General features: G+C 70.5%; 15 protein-coding genes. 7 read left to right on the top strand and 8 right to left on the bottom strand.

Features of this window, described 5'->3' with window-relative positions; all coding sequences use genetic code 11:
* Positions 1-38 precede the first annotated feature (38 nt).
* Positions 39-1,739, bottom strand: a complete 1,701-nt coding sequence (locus WME97_RS33285) for a hypothetical protein (RefSeq protein WP_437543484.1) — start codon at positions 1,737-1,739, stop codon at positions 39-41.
* 508 nt (positions 1,740-2,247) lie between these two features.
* Here WME97_RS33285 and WME97_RS33280 point away from each other — a divergent pair.
* The 4 genes from WME97_RS33280 to WME97_RS33265 all read left to right on the top strand — a co-directional run bounded on the left by WME97_RS33280 (position 2,248) and on the right by WME97_RS33265 (position 4,377).
* On the top strand, positions 2,248-2,457 hold the full coding sequence (locus tag WME97_RS33280; protein ID WP_044969590.1) for a DUF4911 domain-containing protein: 210 nt from the start codon (positions 2,248-2,250) through the stop codon (positions 2,455-2,457).
* 7 nt (positions 2,458-2,464) lie between these two features.
* A complete protein-coding gene (locus WME97_RS33275; RefSeq protein ID WP_437543483.1) occupies positions 2,465-3,187 on the top strand; it encodes a hypothetical protein in 723 nt (240 codons plus the stop codon).
* Entirely contained in the window at positions 3,184-3,747 is a 564-nt protein-coding gene (locus tag WME97_RS33270; protein WP_437543480.1) for a TlpA family protein disulfide reductase, read from the top strand. Before WME97_RS33275 ends, WME97_RS33270 begins: the two co-directional genes overlap by 4 nt.
* A 243-nt stretch (positions 3,748-3,990) precedes the next feature.
* Positions 3,991-4,377: a VOC family protein gene (locus tag WME97_RS33265; protein WP_437301647.1), complete on the top strand. Its 387-nt coding sequence runs from the start codon at positions 3,991-3,993 to the stop codon at positions 4,375-4,377.
* An 84-nt stretch (positions 4,378-4,461) separates the two neighbouring features.
* On the opposite strand, the gene WME97_RS33260 is transcribed toward WME97_RS33265, so the two are convergent.
* The 4 genes from WME97_RS33260 to WME97_RS33245 all read right to left on the bottom strand — a co-directional run bounded on the left by WME97_RS33260 (position 4,462) and on the right by WME97_RS33245 (position 12,449).
* Positions 4,462-5,307, bottom strand: coding sequence for an SHOCT domain-containing protein (locus tag WME97_RS33260; protein WP_437543478.1), 846 nt, complete (start codon positions 5,305-5,307; stop codon positions 4,462-4,464).
* 81 nt (positions 5,308-5,388) lie between these two features.
* Entirely contained in the window at positions 5,389-6,666 is a 1,278-nt protein-coding gene (locus tag WME97_RS33255; RefSeq protein WP_437543476.1) for an aminotransferase class I/II-fold pyridoxal phosphate-dependent enzyme, read from the bottom strand.
* A gap of 156 nt (positions 6,667-6,822) precedes the next feature.
* Positions 6,823-8,769, bottom strand: coding sequence for a 2-hydroxyglutaryl-CoA dehydratase (locus tag WME97_RS33250; RefSeq protein WP_437543474.1), 1,947 nt, complete (start codon positions 8,767-8,769; stop codon positions 6,823-6,825).
* A gap of 71 nt (positions 8,770-8,840) precedes the next feature.
* Positions 8,841-12,449: a BadF/BadG/BcrA/BcrD ATPase family protein gene (locus WME97_RS33245; protein ID WP_437543472.1), complete on the bottom strand. Its 3,609-nt coding sequence runs from the start codon at positions 12,447-12,449 to the stop codon at positions 8,841-8,843.
* A 352-nt stretch (positions 12,450-12,801) separates the two neighbouring features.
* Here WME97_RS33245 and WME97_RS33240 point away from each other — a divergent pair, with 352 nt between their 5' ends.
* Entirely contained in the window at positions 12,802-13,509 is a 708-nt protein-coding gene (locus WME97_RS33240) for a TetR/AcrR family transcriptional regulator (protein ID WP_437543470.1), read from the top strand.
* A gap of 53 nt (positions 13,510-13,562) precedes the next feature.
* Here WME97_RS33240 and WME97_RS33235 read toward each other — a convergent pair whose 3' ends face one another.
* The gene (locus WME97_RS33235) at positions 13,563-14,291 is read right to left on the bottom strand and encodes a glutamine amidotransferase (RefSeq protein ID WP_437543468.1); all 729 of its coding nucleotides are present in this window, start codon (positions 14,289-14,291) and stop codon (positions 13,563-13,565) included.
* A gap of 80 nt (positions 14,292-14,371) precedes the next feature.
* On the opposite strand from WME97_RS33235, the gene WME97_RS33230 reads away from it, so the two are divergent.
* Positions 14,372-15,019 (top strand): YkgJ family cysteine cluster protein, encoded by a 648-nt coding sequence (locus WME97_RS33230; RefSeq protein WP_437543465.1) that lies wholly within the window; start codon positions 14,372-14,374, stop codon positions 15,017-15,019.
* A gap of 69 nt (positions 15,020-15,088) precedes the next feature.
* Here the strand turns inward: WME97_RS33230 and WME97_RS33225 are convergent, their stop codons facing one another.
* Together WME97_RS33225 and WME97_RS33220 are read right to left on the bottom strand one after the other, a co-directional pair.
* Entirely contained in the window at positions 15,089-15,454 is a 366-nt protein-coding gene (locus WME97_RS33225) for a hypothetical protein (RefSeq protein ID WP_437543463.1), read from the bottom strand.
* A 128-nt stretch (positions 15,455-15,582) separates the two neighbouring features.
* Positions 15,583-16,332: a hypothetical protein gene (locus WME97_RS33220; protein WP_437543461.1), complete on the bottom strand. Its 750-nt coding sequence runs from the start codon at positions 16,330-16,332 to the stop codon at positions 15,583-15,585.
* A 194-nt stretch (positions 16,333-16,526) separates the two neighbouring features.
* Between WME97_RS33220 and WME97_RS33215 the strand changes: the two genes are divergently transcribed.
* A complete protein-coding gene (locus tag WME97_RS33215) occupies positions 16,527-16,784 on the top strand; it encodes a hypothetical protein (protein ID WP_437555538.1) in 258 nt (85 codons plus the stop codon).
* Positions 16,785-17,146 lie beyond the last annotated feature (362 nt).

Here is a 17,146-nt window from a genome sequence, read left to right as displayed (position 1 = left end):
GGCGCTCGCGCGCCGCCCGCGAGGCGGAGGACGACCGGTCAGTGCTTTCTCTGTCGCGTGAGCGCGACGAGCCCCGCCCAGCACGCCACCCACACGACCTCGCGCGACGCGTCCCAGGCGATCGCCGCCGGTCCGATCGACGCGGCCTCCTCCTCCGGGGCGCCGGGGGGCGTCGCACCGAGCTCGGCGACGAGCGTCGGGGCGGCGTTCGACGGCACGTGGACCAGCTGCGCCCGGCGCTCGCCCTCGCGCGCGACGAGCGCGAGCAGCGGCGACGCCTTGTGGTCGCCCGCGAAGGCGAGGGCGACGACCACCGCGAGCCCCTCCAGCACGCGGAAGGTCTCGCCGCCGTTGCGCGACACGCAGAGGAGCCCGGCGCCGGAGATCGCGATCGAGCGCCCGCCGGCCGCCGCTGCGAGCCTGCAGTCGTCGGCCTCGGCCGCGCGCCGCGCCGCACCTGACAGCGGCACGACCGGCGAGCCTTCATCGTCGCCGCGGAGCCGCTCGAGCTGCGGTCCTTCGGCCGCGCTCGTGAGCGCGACGATCACCCCCTCGCTCGCGCTCATCCGGAGCACGCCGTCCCGCAGCGCGGGCCCGGGCGACAGGGAGAGCGCGCCCTTCGACGGCGTCGGCGCGCCGTCGCGGCGCGGCGAGCCCGCGGCCACGGCGGAGGCGGTCTCCGGCGGCGAGACGACCGCGCCGGCCGCGGGCGACCACAGCGTCTTGCCGGCCAGCACCCACAGGCGCCCCGGCGTCGTCGCGAGCGTCACCGGCGCGCCGCCCGAGCCCCACGCGCCGAGCGTGCTCGCGCTCTTCCCCCGGTCGTCGCTCAGCAGCAGGTTGCCGCGGCGCGTGGCGATGAGGATCGCGCTGTCCGACAGCGCGATCGAGGACGCCGACGTGTCGATGCCTGCGCGGCGCGCGGAGAGCGCCCCCGCGTCGACGACGAGCACGGCCCCGCGCTCGCCGCCAGCACGCTCCGCGCGGCGCGGGCGACCTCCCGATCGCGCGGCGGGCTCGCTCGTCAGCCCGGGCTCTGCGCCGGCGCTGCCCGCGACGACGTAGCCGCCGGCCACCGCGAGCGTGCCGCACGGGACGGCGGCGCCCGCGTCCTCGACGACGACCCAGGGCAGCGCGTCCCAGACGGGGGCCTGGTCGTCGGGGAGATCGGGCAGCTCTGCGAGCAGATCTTCGCCCTCGTACGCGCCGTCCTGATCCGCGTCGAGCGCCGGCAGCTCCCCCTCGTCCACGTCGTCCGCCGGGTCCTCTCCCGTCCCTTCCGCGCCGCCGTCGTCGCCGTGCGCCCCGCCGTGATCGTCGAGATCGTCCTGCTCGGCGTCGCTCTGCTCGACGGCCTCATCGGACAGCCACGTGCTCGCGTCGGCCTCCGCGATCCCCTCGTGGAGCGCCCCGACGTCGACGCCTTCTTCCGCGGGCTCGTCCTCCCCGGTCCCGCCGTCGTCCACGGCGAGCTCGACGCCGATCTCGAGGTCGCTCGCGTTCGCGTCGTCGAGCCCCTGCTCCGCGTCGTCGAGCGTCTGCAGGAGATCGTCGAAGCCCTCGTCGCCCCCTTCTTCCTCGTCGTGCCCGAGCGGCGGCAGGTCGATCAGCTTGCCGTCGTTCTCGTCGTGCTCGTCGTGCTCGCGCTCGTCGTCGTCGACGGCGGTCTTCGGCTGCGGCGCCGGGCACGTCTCGCGGCGCTCCTCCATTCGCTCGCTGCAGGCTCGTGAGGCTGACATCGGCGGGAGTGTAGCGCCCCTCGCGGCGCTTTCGCCCCGCGCGGCGATCCCCGAGCGCTCCGTGGGCCCCAGAGCCCGCCTGCCCCGGCTCGCGGCGGTGGCTCTCGTCGGCTCCCGTCGGCTCTCGTCGGCTCTCGTCTGGCTCGGGCCCGCGGCCTGTCGCCTCCCGACGACGCCGCCGGCGAGCCGCCCGTGCGAATCAAGAGGGGTGAAGGTGAGCGGCCCGACGATCTCGCGCCGCTTTGGCGGGCGCGAGAACGCCGCGGGGCCCGCGGATCGAGGGAGGGACGCGGCCTCTTGACGCGGCGAGGGGGCTGGCCATCCCCGCCGGGTGTGCCCGCTGGATCCCTCCGGCGAGCGGTGCTTAGCTCCGCCGTCCATGGGCCGGAACGACAGCAATTCCAGGCGAGTCGCGTCCGCGTCTCCGGCCGGCGGACAGCCCTCGGGGGCCGCGGGGCAGCTCGGGCCTGCGCGCGGCCCCCTCTCGATCGCGGATGCGAGCGCCGGGATGCTGGTGCAACACGTCCTGGTCCATCCAGCGGACGTCGTGTTCGTGAAGAGCATCGTCGAGGCGAGCGACGGCGTCGCGCTGCTGTTCGCGGATCGCGGCGGAGAGATCACGCTCGCGGCGCCGCTCGGACGGGGCGACGAGTTCGCCGAGCTCGTGCGCGATCTGGAGCGCGACGTCGGGGCGCGTCGCCGCGACGCGCTGCGCTGAGGGTGGCATGACGGAGCGCCGCGACCCGAGCTCGGTCGATCTCACCCAGGAGCCCTCGCTGGACGCCGCCGCGCCCGACGGCGCGGCGCAGGGCCTGCCCGCGTCGTCGGGCGCGCTGCTCGACCCGCGCATCCTCGCCGCCTGGCGGGAGTGGCTCGCCGCGCTCGCGACCGACGCCGAGGCGGCCATCGCCGCGGCCCACGTGTACGGGGAGCTCGGCCCCGAGGCGCGCGAGGCGTGGCTCGACGTCCTCGCGGAAGACGCGCCCAAGCTGCAGGTGCCCGCGGTGGCGATCTATGCGCCGCTCCTGTCGGTCGAGAGCGACGCCGGGCGCCGCGAGCGGATCGAGGTCGCGATCGAGGGGGGGGAGCACGCACCGCGCCCGGCGGGCGGCTTCGCGCTGCGCGGCGTCGCCGCGGGGGGCGATCGCGTGGTGGCGCTGGTGACGCCGCTCTACCTGCGCTTCGTGCGGGTGCTCTGGTGTCGCTATCTCCCCGAGGATGGCATCGCCTGGGCGCGGCACGATCCCATCGTCCGCGCGGAGGACGCCCCGGGTCCTGGGATCCTGCTCGACGGCGCGCAGCTCGAGGCCACGCCGATCAAGCTGGTCATCGAGGAGCTGTGCCATGCCGTCCTGGCGCAGCGGCGCAAGGGCGCCGAGCTCCCACCCTCGCTGCAGCTCTGCGCCGATCTCTTCGACGCCCACCTGGAGGGTGATCCGCTGCCATGAAGCCGCTCGCGCCGGTCTGTACGCCGCTCTTGCTGCTCGCGATCGGCTGCGGTGGGGGCGGCGACGCCGTCCGGGAGCCGGCGGCGGGGCCGCCGGTCGCCGCGGCGGCGCCGGCGCCCGGCCCGGTGCGGAGCTTCTCGTACGAGACCCTCGACGGCCGCGAGCTCTCGACCGGGTCGCTCTCGGGCAGGTTCAGCGTGATCGGCTTCGTCGCGACCTACGATGTGGCGTCTCAGGCGGAGGCGCGGTTCCTCGCGGGGCTGTTCCGCGATCACACGCCGCGCGTCAACGCGGCGCTCCTGGTCCTCGAGGCGAGCGAGAACCGGCCGCTCGTCGAGGCCTTCGTCGCGACGCTCAAGCTCCCGTACCCGGTGGCGCTCGCGGACGCCCCGACGATCGCCGGAGAGGGGCCCTTCGCCGGGCTGCACCACGTGCCGAGCGTCGTCGTCCTCGACGCAGGGGGCCGGGAGGTCTTCCGGCACGTGGGTCTCATCACCCAGGAAGCGCTCGAGGAGGTCCTCCGCGGCCTCGAGCGCGCGAGCGCGCGCCCCGCGCGGTAGGCAAGGCAGCGCGCCGACCGCCGAACACCGCGGCGCCGGCCAGAAGCCTGCGTGTGGACGGATGGTGCGTTTGGCGCGCGAGCGGCCGTGGTGCGCAGTGCCGAGTTCCTGCTGAAGATGGCAATTCCGTGTCGCCCATAGGAATGCCGTGCACAGCCGCGCCTGGTGCGCCTCGCTGCGAGGAGAGGCGCAGTCCTTTTCTTCAGCTGGCGCGCGTCTGTCTGGGCGATGATGGCGCGCATGATGATCGACCACATCGGTTTTCCAGTCTCGGATTATGAGCGGAGCAAGGCCTTCTATCTGGCGGCCCTGGCCCCCCTTGGCTACGGGCTCGTGATGGAGATCACGCCCGAGATGACCGGGGAGGCGGGCACCCACGCCGGCCTGGGGCCTGAGGGGAAGCCGGACTTCTGGATCGGCACGGGAACACCGCTTCAGGGCGGCTTGCACGTCGCCTTCGTCGCGAAGACGCGGGCCGACGTCGATGCGTTTTACCGGGCCGCGCTCGCTGCTGGAGGCGTCGACAACGGTCCGCCGGGGCTACGGCCGCAGTACCACCCGGGCTACTACGGCGCGTTCGTGCGTGATCCTGATGGGCACAACATCGAAGCGGTCTGTCACGGCGGGTGACGGCTGACGGAGCATGGCGAGCGCTCCTCTACGGCGCTCGCCGCCCGCTCCTCCTCGCCCTCGGCGACCGTCCTTGCCTCGTGCTCAGAGCCTGCCGAGGAGCTCTGTCTTCTTCGCAGCGAACTCCTGCTCGGTGATGAACCCCTTTTGCCGGAGATCGGCGAGCCGCTCGATGGCGGCGAAGATATCGCCTTCCTGCGCCGGAGCAGGGCGGGGGAGGGCGGCGTCCGCCTGCGCCGGAGCGGCCGCTTGCGCCGGAGCGGGCGGGGCGATCGGCGCCTGCTTCACGGCGAGGTCGCCGGAGATGATTGGCAAGCTCAGCACGCTCACCACGCCGTACTGGCTGGTGAACGTCACCGAGGACCCCGACCCCTGCTGCTGCGACACACCGCCGATCTGGTGATCGAGCGTGTCATAGACGCTGACGCGCCCGTTGACCTCGACGGCCAGGCGCCGCGCGCCGGGGAAATAGGCATATCGGACGTTGTTCTGCGATCCGCTGGAGCTCGGCACGCCGAGCTCCCCGGGCCACCAGCTGCCCGAGCCCCCTCCCGACCCCGGGACGAACAGGCTGACCGGCGATCCCCCAAAACCTCCACTGCCACCTTGCTGCTGCTGCTGCTGACCGCCCTGCGATGGATAGCTCGGGGGCGCGGGAACGAACGGCTGGCTGGCCAGCAGGCTGGACAGCTCGGAGCACAGGCCGTCCACCTTGGCCTTGAGACCGTTGTTGAACATGTCCCCGACCATGGTCATGCCGCCCTGCATCCACTGCCCGCCGCCGCCCAGCTCGGGGTGGTAGAACTGCGCCATCGTTCCATGGCCGTTCACGAGCGCCTGCAACAGCGTCATCACCGCGTCGGTGCTGACGAAATAGCGCTGTGACAGGTCGGAAACTCTCTGCTGACCTTCGAGGGTGAGTTGCTGCATGGTGAGGCGCTCCGGGAGGAAGCGCCCACCGTTGCACTGCGGTGCGTCGATCGCAATGCGGGCGAGCGACGATGACGGCGATCAGCCAGCGAGCTTGCGGACGCTCGCGAGCTGGACACAGACCGCGACGACGTCCATCGCGACGCGGATCTGATCCAGCGGCGGCATCGAGGGCGCGACCCGGATGTTGCGGTCGCGAGGATCGCGGCCGTACGGGTACGTCGCGCCGGCGCCGGTCAGCTTCACGCCCGCCTTGTTGGCCAGGCGCACCACCTCCTTCGCACAGCCGTCGAGGGTGTCGAGGCTGACGAAGTAGCCGCCGCGCGGCGAGGTCCAGGTGGCGATGCCCTTGCCGCCGAGCTCGCGCTCGAACGTGGTCGTCACCGCCTCGAACTTGGGCCGCATGAGCTCGGCGTGCCGCTGCATGTGGCTCAGCAAGCCCTTGTAATCCTTGTAGAACCGCACGTGCCGCAGCTGGTTCACCTTGTCCGGACCGATGGTCTGGATGCCGAGGTGCTTCTTCGCGTCCGCCACGTTCGCGGGGCTCGACGCCATGGCGGCGACGCCGCTGCCGGCGAACGAGATCTTCGACGTGGAGGCGAAGACGATCGGCCGGTTCGGGTGGCCCGCGGACTGGCACGCCGGCACGATGTTCGCGAGCGGGTCGCCCTCGGCGTAGAGGTCGTGGACCGCGTAGGCGTTGTCCCAGAAGAGGCGGAAGTCCGGGGCCGCCGTCTTCATGGCCGCGAGCCGGCGCACGACCTCGGGGCTGTACGTGGTGCCCGTGGGGTTGGAGTACTTCGGCACGCTCCACATGCCCTTGATGGCCGCGTCCTCGGCGACGAGCTTCTCGACCTGATCCATGTCCGGCCCGTCGTCGCGCAGGTCGACCGTGATCATCTCGATGCCGTGGTGCTCGCAGATCGCGAAGTGACGATCGTAGCCGGGGCTCGGGCACAGGAACTTCACCTTGGGCTGCTTCAGCCAGGGGCCGCTGCCGTCGGGCACGCCGTGGACGAGCGCGCGGACCACCGCGTCGTGCATCATCGTCAGGCTGCTGTTCCCGCCGACGATGACCTGCTCCGAGGGGACCTCGAGCATCTCGGCGAAGATGGCCTTCATCTCGGGCAGGCCGTCGAGGCCGCCGTAGTTGCGGGTATCCGAGCCGTCCGAGGCGACGAGGTCGCCCGCGCCGGGCAGCGCGAGCATGCCGTTCGCGAGATCGAGCTGCTCGGACGACGGCTTGCCGCGCGTCATGTCGAGCTTGAGGCCGCGGGCTTCAAAGGCAGCAAAACGCGCCTCTAGCTCACGGGTGAGCGAGGCAAGAGCATCGGGAGACAACGAGCGCAGTTCGGTCATGGCGCGCGATATCTAGCAGAATTTCGCGCGTGCGTCGCGGCCGGACGGCGCGCGGCGGGCGGGGCGGCGCGGCGCAGCGCGCCGAGCGCGGAGAGGCGCGGCGAGGCCGAGGTGGCCGCCGGGCGCAGCTCGCCCGGCGGCGTCCGCCTCTCCGCGTTACTCGGCGGCGATGGGCTCCACGCTGTTCGCCCCGTGGCTCACGTGGCTCACCTCGGGGTTGTTCTCGAAGTACGCCTTGCCGGCGAGGCGCTTGACCAGCGGGCTGAACCGCTCCGCGGCCTTGCCGCCGACGATGTCGCGGATCAGCGCGACGTCCTCGCGGGCCCGGGCGAGCGTCTCCGGATCCGTGAGGAAATCCTTGGCCGCCTTCGCCTTGGCCGGGGCGGCCATCACGGCGTCGCGGAGCGCGCCCGCCGCCGCCTTGGCCTTGCCCACGGCGCGCTCGGCGGCCGTCTGCTTGATGAGCGGCGCCACCTCGTAGACCAGGTTGGCGGCCGAGCCGGCGACGCGGTGCGGCGGGTGGTGGAGCGGGCTCGCGTACTTCGGGTTCCTCGCGAGGAACGCGCGGACCTCGGCCTCCGTGACGCCCGCCTCCTCGTAGGCGCGGGTGAGCTCCTGCTCGGCCAGGATGCGCGCCTTGAACATGTACATCTGGATGCGCGAGTAGAAGTTCGTCGCGCCGTCGCCGCTCGTCTCCACCGCGCAGAAGATCGTCCCGGGGTAGCGCGACGTGATCAGCGACTGGACGCCGTCGGAGACGCCCGACGAGGGCATGCAGCCGAACGGCTTCACGCTCACCGTCACGTGCGCCTTCGACTTCACGGCGTTCACGATGAGCTTGCCGACCTCCATGTGCCCCTCGCCGCCGCGGAGGTCGTTCGAGTAGTAGTCCTTCGCCACCTCCGCCACGAGCTCCATGTCCGGAAGGTGGTAGTCGAGCAGGCCGAGAGGCAGCGCGAACGCCTGGAAGCCGACGCGTAGCGCGCCCTCGGCGAGGCGCATCGTCGCGAGGCGCTTCGCCACGCCGAACTCGTCCAGGCTGGCGAGGCCGTAATTGCCCTCGTCGGCGCCGCGCAGGTCGCGCCGCTCGCGGGTGTCTCGGGCGCACTCCCAGATGTTGTAGAGCAGCCACGCCGTCGTGAGCTGGATGTCGTTCTCGCCGCCCTCGCTCTCGAGGAACTTCTGCAGGGCGTAGTTGCCGTCGCCCTCGGTCGTCATCGCCCAGAACTCGCCGATGATCGACGTCTTCGCCTTGGGCCGGAGCTTGTCCACCTGGACGCCCTCGAACTCCTTGCGCGCCTCGTAGAGCGCCTTGAACACGTTCGTCTGCTCGTAAAGCGCCTTGTAGAGGATGCGCTTCGCGCTCTCCATCGCGCGGTTCGTGGCGCCCGGCTCGACCTCGTAAGGCCGGATCCGGTAGCCGAGCGCGTTCAGCGTGTCGCCGCAGACGATGGCCTTGATGATCGCGATGAAGAAGGCGGGGTTCATCTCGAGCCCGACGTCGTCGCCCGTCGCCTGCGAGAGCCCGCCGGTCTGCTGGAAGAGCATGACCCGGAAGCCGTCGAAGCCGGCGTCGCGGAGCGCCTTCCTGTACTCGGTCACGTACATGCCGAACCGACAGGGCCCGCACGCGCCCGCGGTCAGGAACACGTAGTTCTTGATGATGTCCTCGGTCGACATCCCCTGCTTGTCGCGCAGGTCGATGAGGTACTTCACGAGGCCGCCGACCGTGAAGTACGTCGGGTTGCACTGGCCGCGGTTGCCGAACTCCTTGCCCGTCTGCAGCCCCGCGTTGTCGCTCATCCCGAAGTAGTGGACGTTGTAGCCGAGGCCCTTCAGCGCGCCCTCGCACAGGAAGTCCTGCGCGGCGGTGAGGCCGCTGATGAGGAGCGTCACGCTCTCGCGCTCCTTCTTGGTCATCTTCGGCTTGAGCATGTTGTCGACCCACTGGCGCCGCTCGGCCTTGAGCCCGAGCCGCTCGCGCTCGGCCTCCTCGAAGGCCCTGAGCTCCGCCTCGATGTCGACGTCGGTCTTGTTGGATCGCGCCTCGCCCACCAGAGGAAGGCGCGTCTTCTGCGTGGTCGTCGTGCTCGTATGTTGCATGGCGTGGCTTCCCTTCGCTTGGATGCTGGAAGGGGCGGCCCCGCCGTCCCCCCCTCGACCTTCGACGTGGTTCAGGCTTCCAGGGGGACGACGGTCCCGTCGGACTGCTTCTTCTTGAGCTGCACGAGGCCCGTCTTCTGCGCCTCGGGCGGCGAGACCGGCGCGACGTAGCTCCGGACCTTCTCGGCGAGCGCGGCGATCTCCCGCTCGAGCGCGGGATCCGTGATCTTGCGCGCCGCCTGCTGATCGCGCTTCAGCTGGAGCAGCTCGAGCCGCTTCTCCTCGATGCGCTGGACCAGCTGCGCCTTCTTCTTCGCCGCGTCCTCGAGCGCCTCCTCGTGCAGCTTGAGGCTGTGCGCGTAGGTCTTCACGCGGATCTTGATCGAGCCGCCCGGCTTGTTGGCGTCGATGTCGTGCAGCGCCGCGTACGGCGTCGCGCTCGAGCTCACGATGCTGTCGATGATCCCGTACGTCGGCGCGTCGTGGCCGCACTTGAAGCTCGAGAGATCGAGCAGGACGACGTTCGGGTGGCGGGCGGCGAACTTGGCCGCCCAGACCTTCTGCGCGCTGTTGGCCGAGTAGTTCTCCGGCCAGACGTCGTTGATGTCGAGCGGGTGCTGGCCCGTCGCGATCTCGTCCTTGAAGTACCGCGCGAGGTACTCCATGTCGCGCGGGATCGACCGCACCGAGAGGATCGGATAACCGAGCACCTGGAACTCCTCCGGGATGCCGTGGTTCAGGCCCGGGTCGGAGTGGTACGGCCGCCCGATCATCAGGATGGCCACCCGGTTCTCGGACTCGACCGTCTCGAGGATCGCCCGCCCCTTGTCCTGGAGGTCGCGCTCGAACTGCGAGAGCGCCCGCATCCCCTCGCGGTGCGCGTGATCGCTCTCGTCCTCGGTGATGCCGAGCCGCGGGCCCCAGGTCTCGAACATCCGGCGCGCCGTCAGCGTCATCTCGGAGAACGTGAGCGCGGGGTCGAGGTACTCGATCCCGCGCGTCTTGAAGAAGTCGACCTCCTTCGTGAACGCCGCCTTCATGACGTCCGGCACGCCCGCGACGATGGGGCAGCTCGTCTTGTCCATCACCCCTTCGCCGAAGCTCGGCACATGCGTGAGGATGGGGAAGAAGATGTAATTGAGCTTCTTCTCGTCGCTGTGGTGGTGGAAGAGCAGGTTGTGGACATGGGCCTGCGCGACCTTGGACGGGAAGCACGGATCGATGGAGCCGTACTTGCCGCCCTCGACCCACATCTCCTCGCTCGTCGCGTCGCTGAAGACGACGTTCTGCTTGGGGATGCCGAGCGCCTCGAAGTAGGCGCGGTAATACGGGCCGGTCGAGTAGATGTTGAGGACGCGCGGGATGCCGATGCGGACGCGGCGGAGGCGCTCCCGCACCTCGATGCCGCTCCGCCGGAACGGGCGCGTCGTCTCCACCCGGCGGATGCCGAGGAAGCCCTTCTTGACGACCGTGTCCTTCACCGGCGCGCCTTCCTCCGGGAGCGGGGCCGTGCCGTAGAAGTGCCGGAAGGCGAGCTTCGACTCGTAGTCGACGAGGTTCGGGAACTGCTTCGCGATCTTCTTCCGCTCGGCGACGAGCGCGAGCATCGCCTGCTCGCTCTCGACGGTGCCCTTCTCGCACGAGAAACCCGAGATGTAGCGGCTCGTCGTCCCGTCAGGCCGCTTCGTGTCGATGAAGGTCCGCTTGCACTCGTTCGGGCAGAAGTGACAGACCGTCTCCTCGTCGTTCTTCGTCGTGTATTCGAGGGCGATCGCCGCGTCGATCCCGATGAACGTCGACCGGCCCTTGCGCTTCACGACCCGGAGCGTCTCGAACGCGGCGCCGAGCGCGCCGGCCTCGCCCGTGTGCGGGTGGACGAACACCTCGGCGCCGGGGACGCGCTCCTTGATGTAATCGACCTGCGCCTTGACCGCCGCGAGGTTGTACTGCGTGCCGCCCTGCAGCACGTAGCGCGTGCCGAGCGCCGCGAGCCGCGGGATCTGCACGACGTACTGCCACACGTTCTTCGGCAGCACCTGGGCGAGGCCCGCGAGCAGCTCCTCCTTCGAGAAGCCCTCCTTCTGGAAGTTCACGCGGTCCGTGTCGAGGAAGACGGCGCAGCCGTAGCTGAACTTCGGGGCGAGCTCCGCGCCGAACGCCGTGTCGGCGTACTCGGTCACCTTCAGGCCGAACTGGTCGGCCATCGCCTGGAGCAACATGCCGTTGCCCGCAGAGCACGAGTTGGAGAGGCGGAAGTTCGCGATATCGCCGTTCTTCATGAACAGGACCTTGATGTCCTGTCCGCCGATATCGCAGATGACATCGACGTCGCCGAAGAACTTCACCGCGCTCATCATGTGGGCGACGGTCTCGACGATGTTGACGTCGGCGCGCATGCACTCCTGGAGCACGTCGGCCGCGTACCCGGTGCCGCCGAAGCCCAGCACCTCGAGCGTCGCGCCCGCATCGAGCACGTACTGCCGGAGCTGGGCGAGCAGCTCCTTCGCGTCCTGGATCGGGTTGCCCTTGGAGAGCTGGTAGGCCTTGCAGACGATGTTCCCGTCCTCGTCGATGAGCACCGCCTTCGACGAGGTGGAGCCGCCGTCGAGGCCGATGACCCCGCGCACCACCTGGCCGGGCGCGAGCTTCATCGGGGTGAACCTCGGGATGCTGTAGAGCTTCCGGAACTCGTCGATCTCGTCCCGGGTCTTCACGAGCGGCGGGCCCGCGCTCTCGCCGAGCCGGGCCTTCCTGCCGTTCGTCATGTACTCGACGAGCCCCGACTTGCCGGCGTAGCGGCCGACCTCGGGCGCCTCCTTGAGCCCGTAGACGCACGCGCCGAACGCCGCGTAGTACTGCGCGTTGTCCGGGACGAAGATCGTCTCCTCGACCGGCTGGTCCTTCGGCCAGTCGTAGCCGCGCTCGTCCCAGGTCTCGGGGATCCGCTTGCGCCAGCACTCCTGGAGGAAGGGGAGGTAGGTGTTGGGGCCGCCGAGCAGGATCACCTTGTGCTTCAGCGTCGAGCCGCGCGTCAGCACCGACAGGTTCTGGAGGACGATCGCGTCGGCGAGAGAGCAGAGGATCTCCGTCGAGGGGATGCCGCTCTTCACGAGGTTCACGATGTCCGTCTCGGCGAAGACTCCGCACTTCGCGGCGACGTGGTGGAGCTTCGAGTCGTCGAAGTGGATCTTCACCACCTCCGTCGGCGGGAGGCCCACCTTGATCATGCACTTGTCGATGGTGGCGCCCGTGCCGGAGGCGCACTTGTCGTTCATCGACGGCGCGGCGGTCTTGTCGCCCGTCTTCTCGTCCCGCTGGAAGATGATGATCTTGGCGTCCTGCCCGCCGAGCTCGATGACGCTGCCCACGTCCGGGTGCAGGTTCTCGACAGCGAGCGTGACCGCGTTGACCTCCTGGACGAACTTCGCGCCCAGGCCGGGGCAGAGGGGCGCGGCCCCGGAGCCCGTCATGAACACCCGCCAGCTGTCCCTCGGCGACGCGGGGAACGACGCCTCGATGGTCTCGAGGAGCTCGAGCACCTTCTCCGGCTGCTTCGTCTGATGCCGCTGGTAGTCGCTCCAGAGAATCTCGAGCGTCTGCGGATCGAGCACGACGGCCTTCACCGTCGTCGAGCCGACGTCGATGCCGACCACGACCGGTTCCTGGATCTGCCTTCCCATCGGGGCTCCTCCCACCGCCGTCGCCGGTCCCCAGCGTCCGACTGACTGGCTGGTCAGTCGTGATGGCTACAACGGGATGTCCAGGAAATCAAGCAATCCGGTGCGTCTTGGTCGCCGCGCGACGCCGTTTTCCGGGCATCTCGGGCCATCGCTGCGTCCAGGGTGCAAGGTTCCGACGCTGCGCTCGGTTGCGGCTGGTTGCGTCTGGTTGCATTGGATTCCCGTCGGCGTCCGCGTGTCGTGCGCTGTGCCGCGAACTTTCCGGATCTTTTCGGGCGGCGGGCCTGCTCGACGCCGGAGGGGAGACATCGGTCCCCAGATGGCGGGCCGGTGATGGTAAAGCGACCGGCCCATGGACAAGGCCGAGCGCCGCCAGGCGCTCCTCCGCGCCGCGCGAACCGTGTTTTCCGAGAAGGGGTATCACGAGGCGAAGGTCGACGACATCGTCGCGCTCGCGAAGGTCGCGAAGGGGACGTTCTACCTCTACTTCCCCGACAAGCGCTCGGTGTTCGGCGAGCTCGTGCGCGGCCTCTTCTCGCGGCTCGGCGGCGCCATCCTGCGCGTGGACCCGTCGGCGGACGTCGAGGCGCAGGTCAAGCACAACATCCGCGCGATCGTGGCCGTCCTGCTCGACGATCCGGCGCTGACGAGCATCCTCCTGTCGCACGCGGCCGGGCTCGACCCGGCGTTCGTCAAGGAGCTGCGGGCGTTCCGCCAGGAGGTGAAGCTCCTGCTGCAGCAGAGCCTCGCGGAGGGGCAGCGGCTCGGCGTCATCGAGCCGGGGGACACCGAGCTCTACGCGACGTTCACGATCGGCGCGCTGAAGGAGGTGCTGTTCGAGAACGCCCTCGAGGAGCAGGCCCGCCCGCGCGAGCGGATCGTGACGGCGCTCCACGATTTCCTCCGGCGCGGCTACCTCCGGATGGACCCCGCGGCCGGGCTCGCGGCGCGGGGACCGGAGGGCGAGCGCGCCGCGCCCGCGACGGGGGATGCCCCCGGCGAGGCGCCGGAGCGGGTGAGCCCGTCACGCGGCCGGCGGGCAAGGTCGAAAGCCGACTGACCGGCGCGTCAGTCAGGGCGGGGACTACCCAGGTCAGGCCGGCGGCGTAGGGCTCAGGCGCCGCGAACGACCACGTGCCGGATGAAATTGTGCAGCGTCCGTGTGCCGAGCTGATCCGGCGCGATGGGGGCGAGGAGCGCGGGGACGTCGCGGCCCTCGGCCTGCAGGACCTCGCTCCGCCACGCGATGTAGCCGGCGATGACGTCGTGGTCCATCTCGGGGTGGAACTGCACGCCGTAGCACGTGCTCGTGAAGCGGATGACCTGGTGGTCGTCGAGCTCGGTGAACGCGAGGCTCGTGGCGCCCTCGGGCAGCGTGCCGACCGTGTCGACGTGGGTCGCGTGCGTCTCGAAGCTCGACGGCAGGCCGTCGAAGAGCGGGTCGTCGGCGCGGCGCTGGACGCGGATCCTGCCGATCTCGCGGCCGCGCGGGTTGCGGACGACCTCGCCGCCGAGGGCCTGGGCGAGGATCTGGTGGCCGAAGCAGATGCCGAACATGGGGGTGCCGGCGTGCACGACGCCGCGCAGCCACGCCTCGCAGCGGAGCATCCAGGGCTCGCGGTGGGGGACGTTGGCCGACGAGCCGGTGACGACGAAGGCGGCGGTCTCGGGGGCGCCGGGCGCGGGGAGCTCGTCCGTGCGGGCGTCGACGGTGGCGTATCCGCCGCTCCAGCTGGCGCCGATCGTCTGCTCGATCAGGTCGGCGAACTGGCCGCGTCGCTCGAGGACCGGGGGGACGGGCTCACCGGTCTTCACGATGACGATCTTCTTGCGATGTCGCACCCTTCCAACATAGCGCAGCGCCGCTGCCGGGCGAGGGCGGGGCTTGGCAGCGCGGGGCCGGGGCGCGAAGATGCGCCCCGATGTCCGCATACGTCGTGTCTCGCCCCGTCTGGCGTCGGTTTCGCCCGCGTTTCCTGAGCCGCGCGGCGGCGCACGTGAGGGCCGGCGGGCACGCCGCCATCGTGCTGCCGGACGAGCGGGTCGACCTCCTGCTCTCCATCGGCGAGGACGGGAAGCTCACGGAGCTCGGGCTGTGGTCGCTCCTGTCGATCGAGCAGCAGCGCTTTCGCCGCGTGGGCGAGGGGCCGGCCAAGGGGCTCGCGACGGCGCGGGTGAAGCGGCAGTACGAGGGCTCGGTCCTCGACTGGTGCGAGCGCGACAGCACGCACCCGGGGGCGATCCGCGAGGTGGCGCTCGACTGCCTGGCCTGCGGCGCCTGCTGCCACGACGCCAACGTGCTGCTCGACGAGGTGGACCTCGCGCGCTTCCGAGGCGCCGGGCGCGGCGACCTCACGGGGCGCGCCTACGTGCGGCGGGCGCGGGACGGCAAGATCACGCTGCGCTTCGCGGCGAGCGGGCGGTGCCAGCACCTCTGCGAGGACCTGCGCTGCGCCATCTACGAGATCAGGCCGGACAACTGCCGCGCGTTCGTCGTGGGGAGCGAGGCGTGCCTGTCGGCGCGCGAGGAGACGCTCGGGATACGCGACGGGGCGCCCGCGGAGCCGTGAGCGGCGGGCTCGCCGCGGGGCCCGCGGTCACGTGACGGCGGGGTGCGGCGGGGCGAGCGTCGCACGCCTTCAGAACAGGAGCCGGACGCTTCCGCCGAGCGGGCCGAGCTGCAGCTCGGCCTGGGTCGTGGCGCGATCGAGCTTCATCTGACCCGTGATCCAGAGCGGTACACCGGTGAGGGTCATCGCGCCTCCGACGCTCATGAGCACGGTGGGAAAGACCCATGCGCGAGACGCGCAACCGCAGGAATCGTCCCCGCTCGGTCGGGTGAGGAAGAACATGCCTGCTCCGACGGAGCCGAGGACCAGTCCGCCCACGGAGAGGCCGGTGCCCACGTCGCGCCGGGTGGTGTCGACCGCGGGCGCCGGCGCCGTCGACTCGGCGTGCGCGTCGCCCACGAGCAACAGGATCACCCCGAACGCGGCGAGACGCATGCCGGCGAGGATCCCTGGTCGCGGCGCGCCCGTCAAGACGAGGAGAAGCTTCTCTATCGGTCGCGGAGGTGGCGCCGAGGACGCGCGGGAGCGCGAGGCTCGAGGCCACGATGCCCTGGGCAGGGCGCTCACGTCCGAACGCTCGCGAGCTGGCCCGCCACCGCGGCCTCATGGAACGCCGAGAGGTCGTGATAGGCGGCCGCCCGGTCCGGCAGGCCGTGGGTGGCCAGCCAGGCGACGCCTTCCTCGAGGCTGGCGAAGACACGATGTGGAAACTGCTGGCGTCCCAGGGCGTTGAGCCCCGTGACGATGCTGCGCACGAGGGACGCGCGAAAGCCCGACCCGATGTGAATCACCGCCGAGTGGGACACGATGCCATCCACCGAACCCAACATCCCGGCGAGCGCGCTGCGGCTGCGCGTGTCGGGTACGATGGCTTCAGGGGTCACGATCTGCAGCAGCCACACCTTGCGGGACGGGGAGCTCGCCTGCGCCCCCAGGATCGCCGCCTTCAGGGAGGCGGCGTGGTGCGGGTGGGTCGTCTTCATCCAGACCGCGGCGGCCAGGGAGCTCCAATAGCCTACCGCGACATCCGCTGTCGCCTCGACGACCTGACAGCTCGCGCGCAGCGGGTGCTGCTCACCTGCCTGGGTGAGCGACCGCTGCGGTGCGTCGATGAGAGGTCCCCGTGACGTCGACGATCTGCTCACTCCGCTCGATTCTACGCGAACCTGGCGAAGATCATGGCGAAGAGTGGCGTCGAGCAGGTCGATCGCAAGCTGGATAACTCCAGGATCGAACCGCTCGGGTCCAGTTGATGAAAAGCCACATCCGACGGAGCCGAGGACCAGTCCGCCCACGGAGAGGCCGGCGCCCACGTCGCGCCGGGCGGTGTCGACGGCGGGAGCCGGCGCCGTCTGCTCGGCGCGCGGTGACCGCCTCGCGAGGGAGCCGCTCGACCGATGAGAAATGAGAACACACGGGGGCACCTGAACGAAAGAACACATTGTGAGGTCGCGGAGGGTCGGTACGATGCCAGGTGATGCGGCTTGGGTACTGGCTCGTCGTTGGAATGGCGATGTTCGCGGCGTCCTCGGCCAGGGCAGATGCGCCGAAGACCGACGCCGCGATCCGGAAGGCTCTCATCGCCGAGTCACGAGCGGCGTACAGCGGGAGCTGCCCGTGTCCTTACGATACCGATCGAGCGGGCAGGCAATGCGGCAAGCGCAGCGCTTACTCGCGGCCGGGAGGCGCGGCGCCTCTCTGTTATGATCACGACGTGACGAAGGAGATGATCGCCGAGTTCCGCGCGCGCGACTCCGCTCCTTGAGCGACGGTCACCCGCTTCGGATACGGGCCCACCTCGACGTTTTCGGTGCTCAGCGCACCGGAGCGCGCTTGCGCGCCGAAAACGCCGATCTGGGCCCGTCTCCTGTGCGGGAGACCGCCGCTCTGCTGCGGCTCTGGATGCTGCAGAGGGGGGCGGAGACCGGTCGAGCCAGGGGTCGCCGCGCCGTTGCCGTCGTATTTGCCGCCGGCGCCAGTCTCACCGCCGCTGGAGTCATTGCTGCAACCAAGGTTGTGAAACCCCACTCGGGGTACCCGTGCTCGACGCGAGCGGAATCAGGGCTCTCCGGTCCCTGCTTCATCACGGTCCTTCCCTTCGTGATGGTCTTCGCCTGAATCGACGGC

This window comes from Sorangium sp. So ce367 (genome assembly GCF_051520455.1).
GTDB classification, from domain to species: domain Bacteria; phylum Myxococcota_A; class Polyangia; order Polyangiales; family Polyangiaceae; genus Sorangium; species Sorangium cellulosum_B.
The sequence above is the reverse complement of the archived record's forward strand: the minus strand, read 5'-3'. Positions and strand labels throughout refer to the sequence as shown.

Coding starts and splice junctions, on each gene's coding strand:
- WME97_RS33250 (WP_437543474.1), bottom strand. CDS start 8,769: ATGCAACATACGAGCACGACGACCACGCAGAAGACGCGCCTTCCTCTG.
- WME97_RS33245 (WP_437543472.1), bottom strand. CDS start 12,449: ATGGGAAGGCAGATCCAGGAACCGGTCGTGGTCGGCATCGACGTCGGC.
- WME97_RS33225 (WP_437543463.1), bottom strand. CDS start 15,454: ATGCGTCTCGCCGCGTTCGGGGTGATCCTGTTGCTCGTGGGCGACGCG.
- WME97_RS33265 (WP_437301647.1), top strand. CDS start 3,991: ATGATCGACCACATCGGTTTTCCAGTCTCGGATTATGAGCGGAGCAAG.
- WME97_RS33275 (WP_437543483.1), top strand. CDS start 2,465: ATGACGGAGCGCCGCGACCCGAGCTCGGTCGATCTCACCCAGGAGCCC.
- WME97_RS33215 (WP_437555538.1), top strand. CDS start 16,527: ATGGCGATGTTCGCGGCGTCCTCGGCCAGGGCAGATGCGCCGAAGACC.
- WME97_RS33270 (WP_437543480.1), top strand. CDS start 3,184: ATGAAGCCGCTCGCGCCGGTCTGTACGCCGCTCTTGCTGCTCGCGATC.
- WME97_RS33280 (WP_044969590.1), top strand. CDS start 2,248: ATGCTGGTGCAACACGTCCTGGTCCATCCAGCGGACGTCGTGTTCGTG.
- WME97_RS33285 (WP_437543484.1), bottom strand. CDS start 1,739: ATGTCAGCCTCACGAGCCTGCAGCGAGCGAATGGAGGAGCGCCGCGAG.
- WME97_RS33255 (WP_437543476.1), bottom strand. CDS start 6,666: ATGACCGAACTGCGCTCGTTGTCTCCCGATGCTCTTGCCTCGCTCACC.
- WME97_RS33240 (WP_437543470.1), top strand. CDS start 12,802: ATGGACAAGGCCGAGCGCCGCCAGGCGCTCCTCCGCGCCGCGCGAACC.
- WME97_RS33260 (WP_437543478.1), bottom strand. CDS start 5,307: ATGCAGCAACTCACCCTCGAAGGTCAGCAGAGAGTTTCCGACCTGTCA.
- WME97_RS33230 (WP_437543465.1), top strand. CDS start 14,372: ATGTCCGCATACGTCGTGTCTCGCCCCGTCTGGCGTCGGTTTCGCCCG.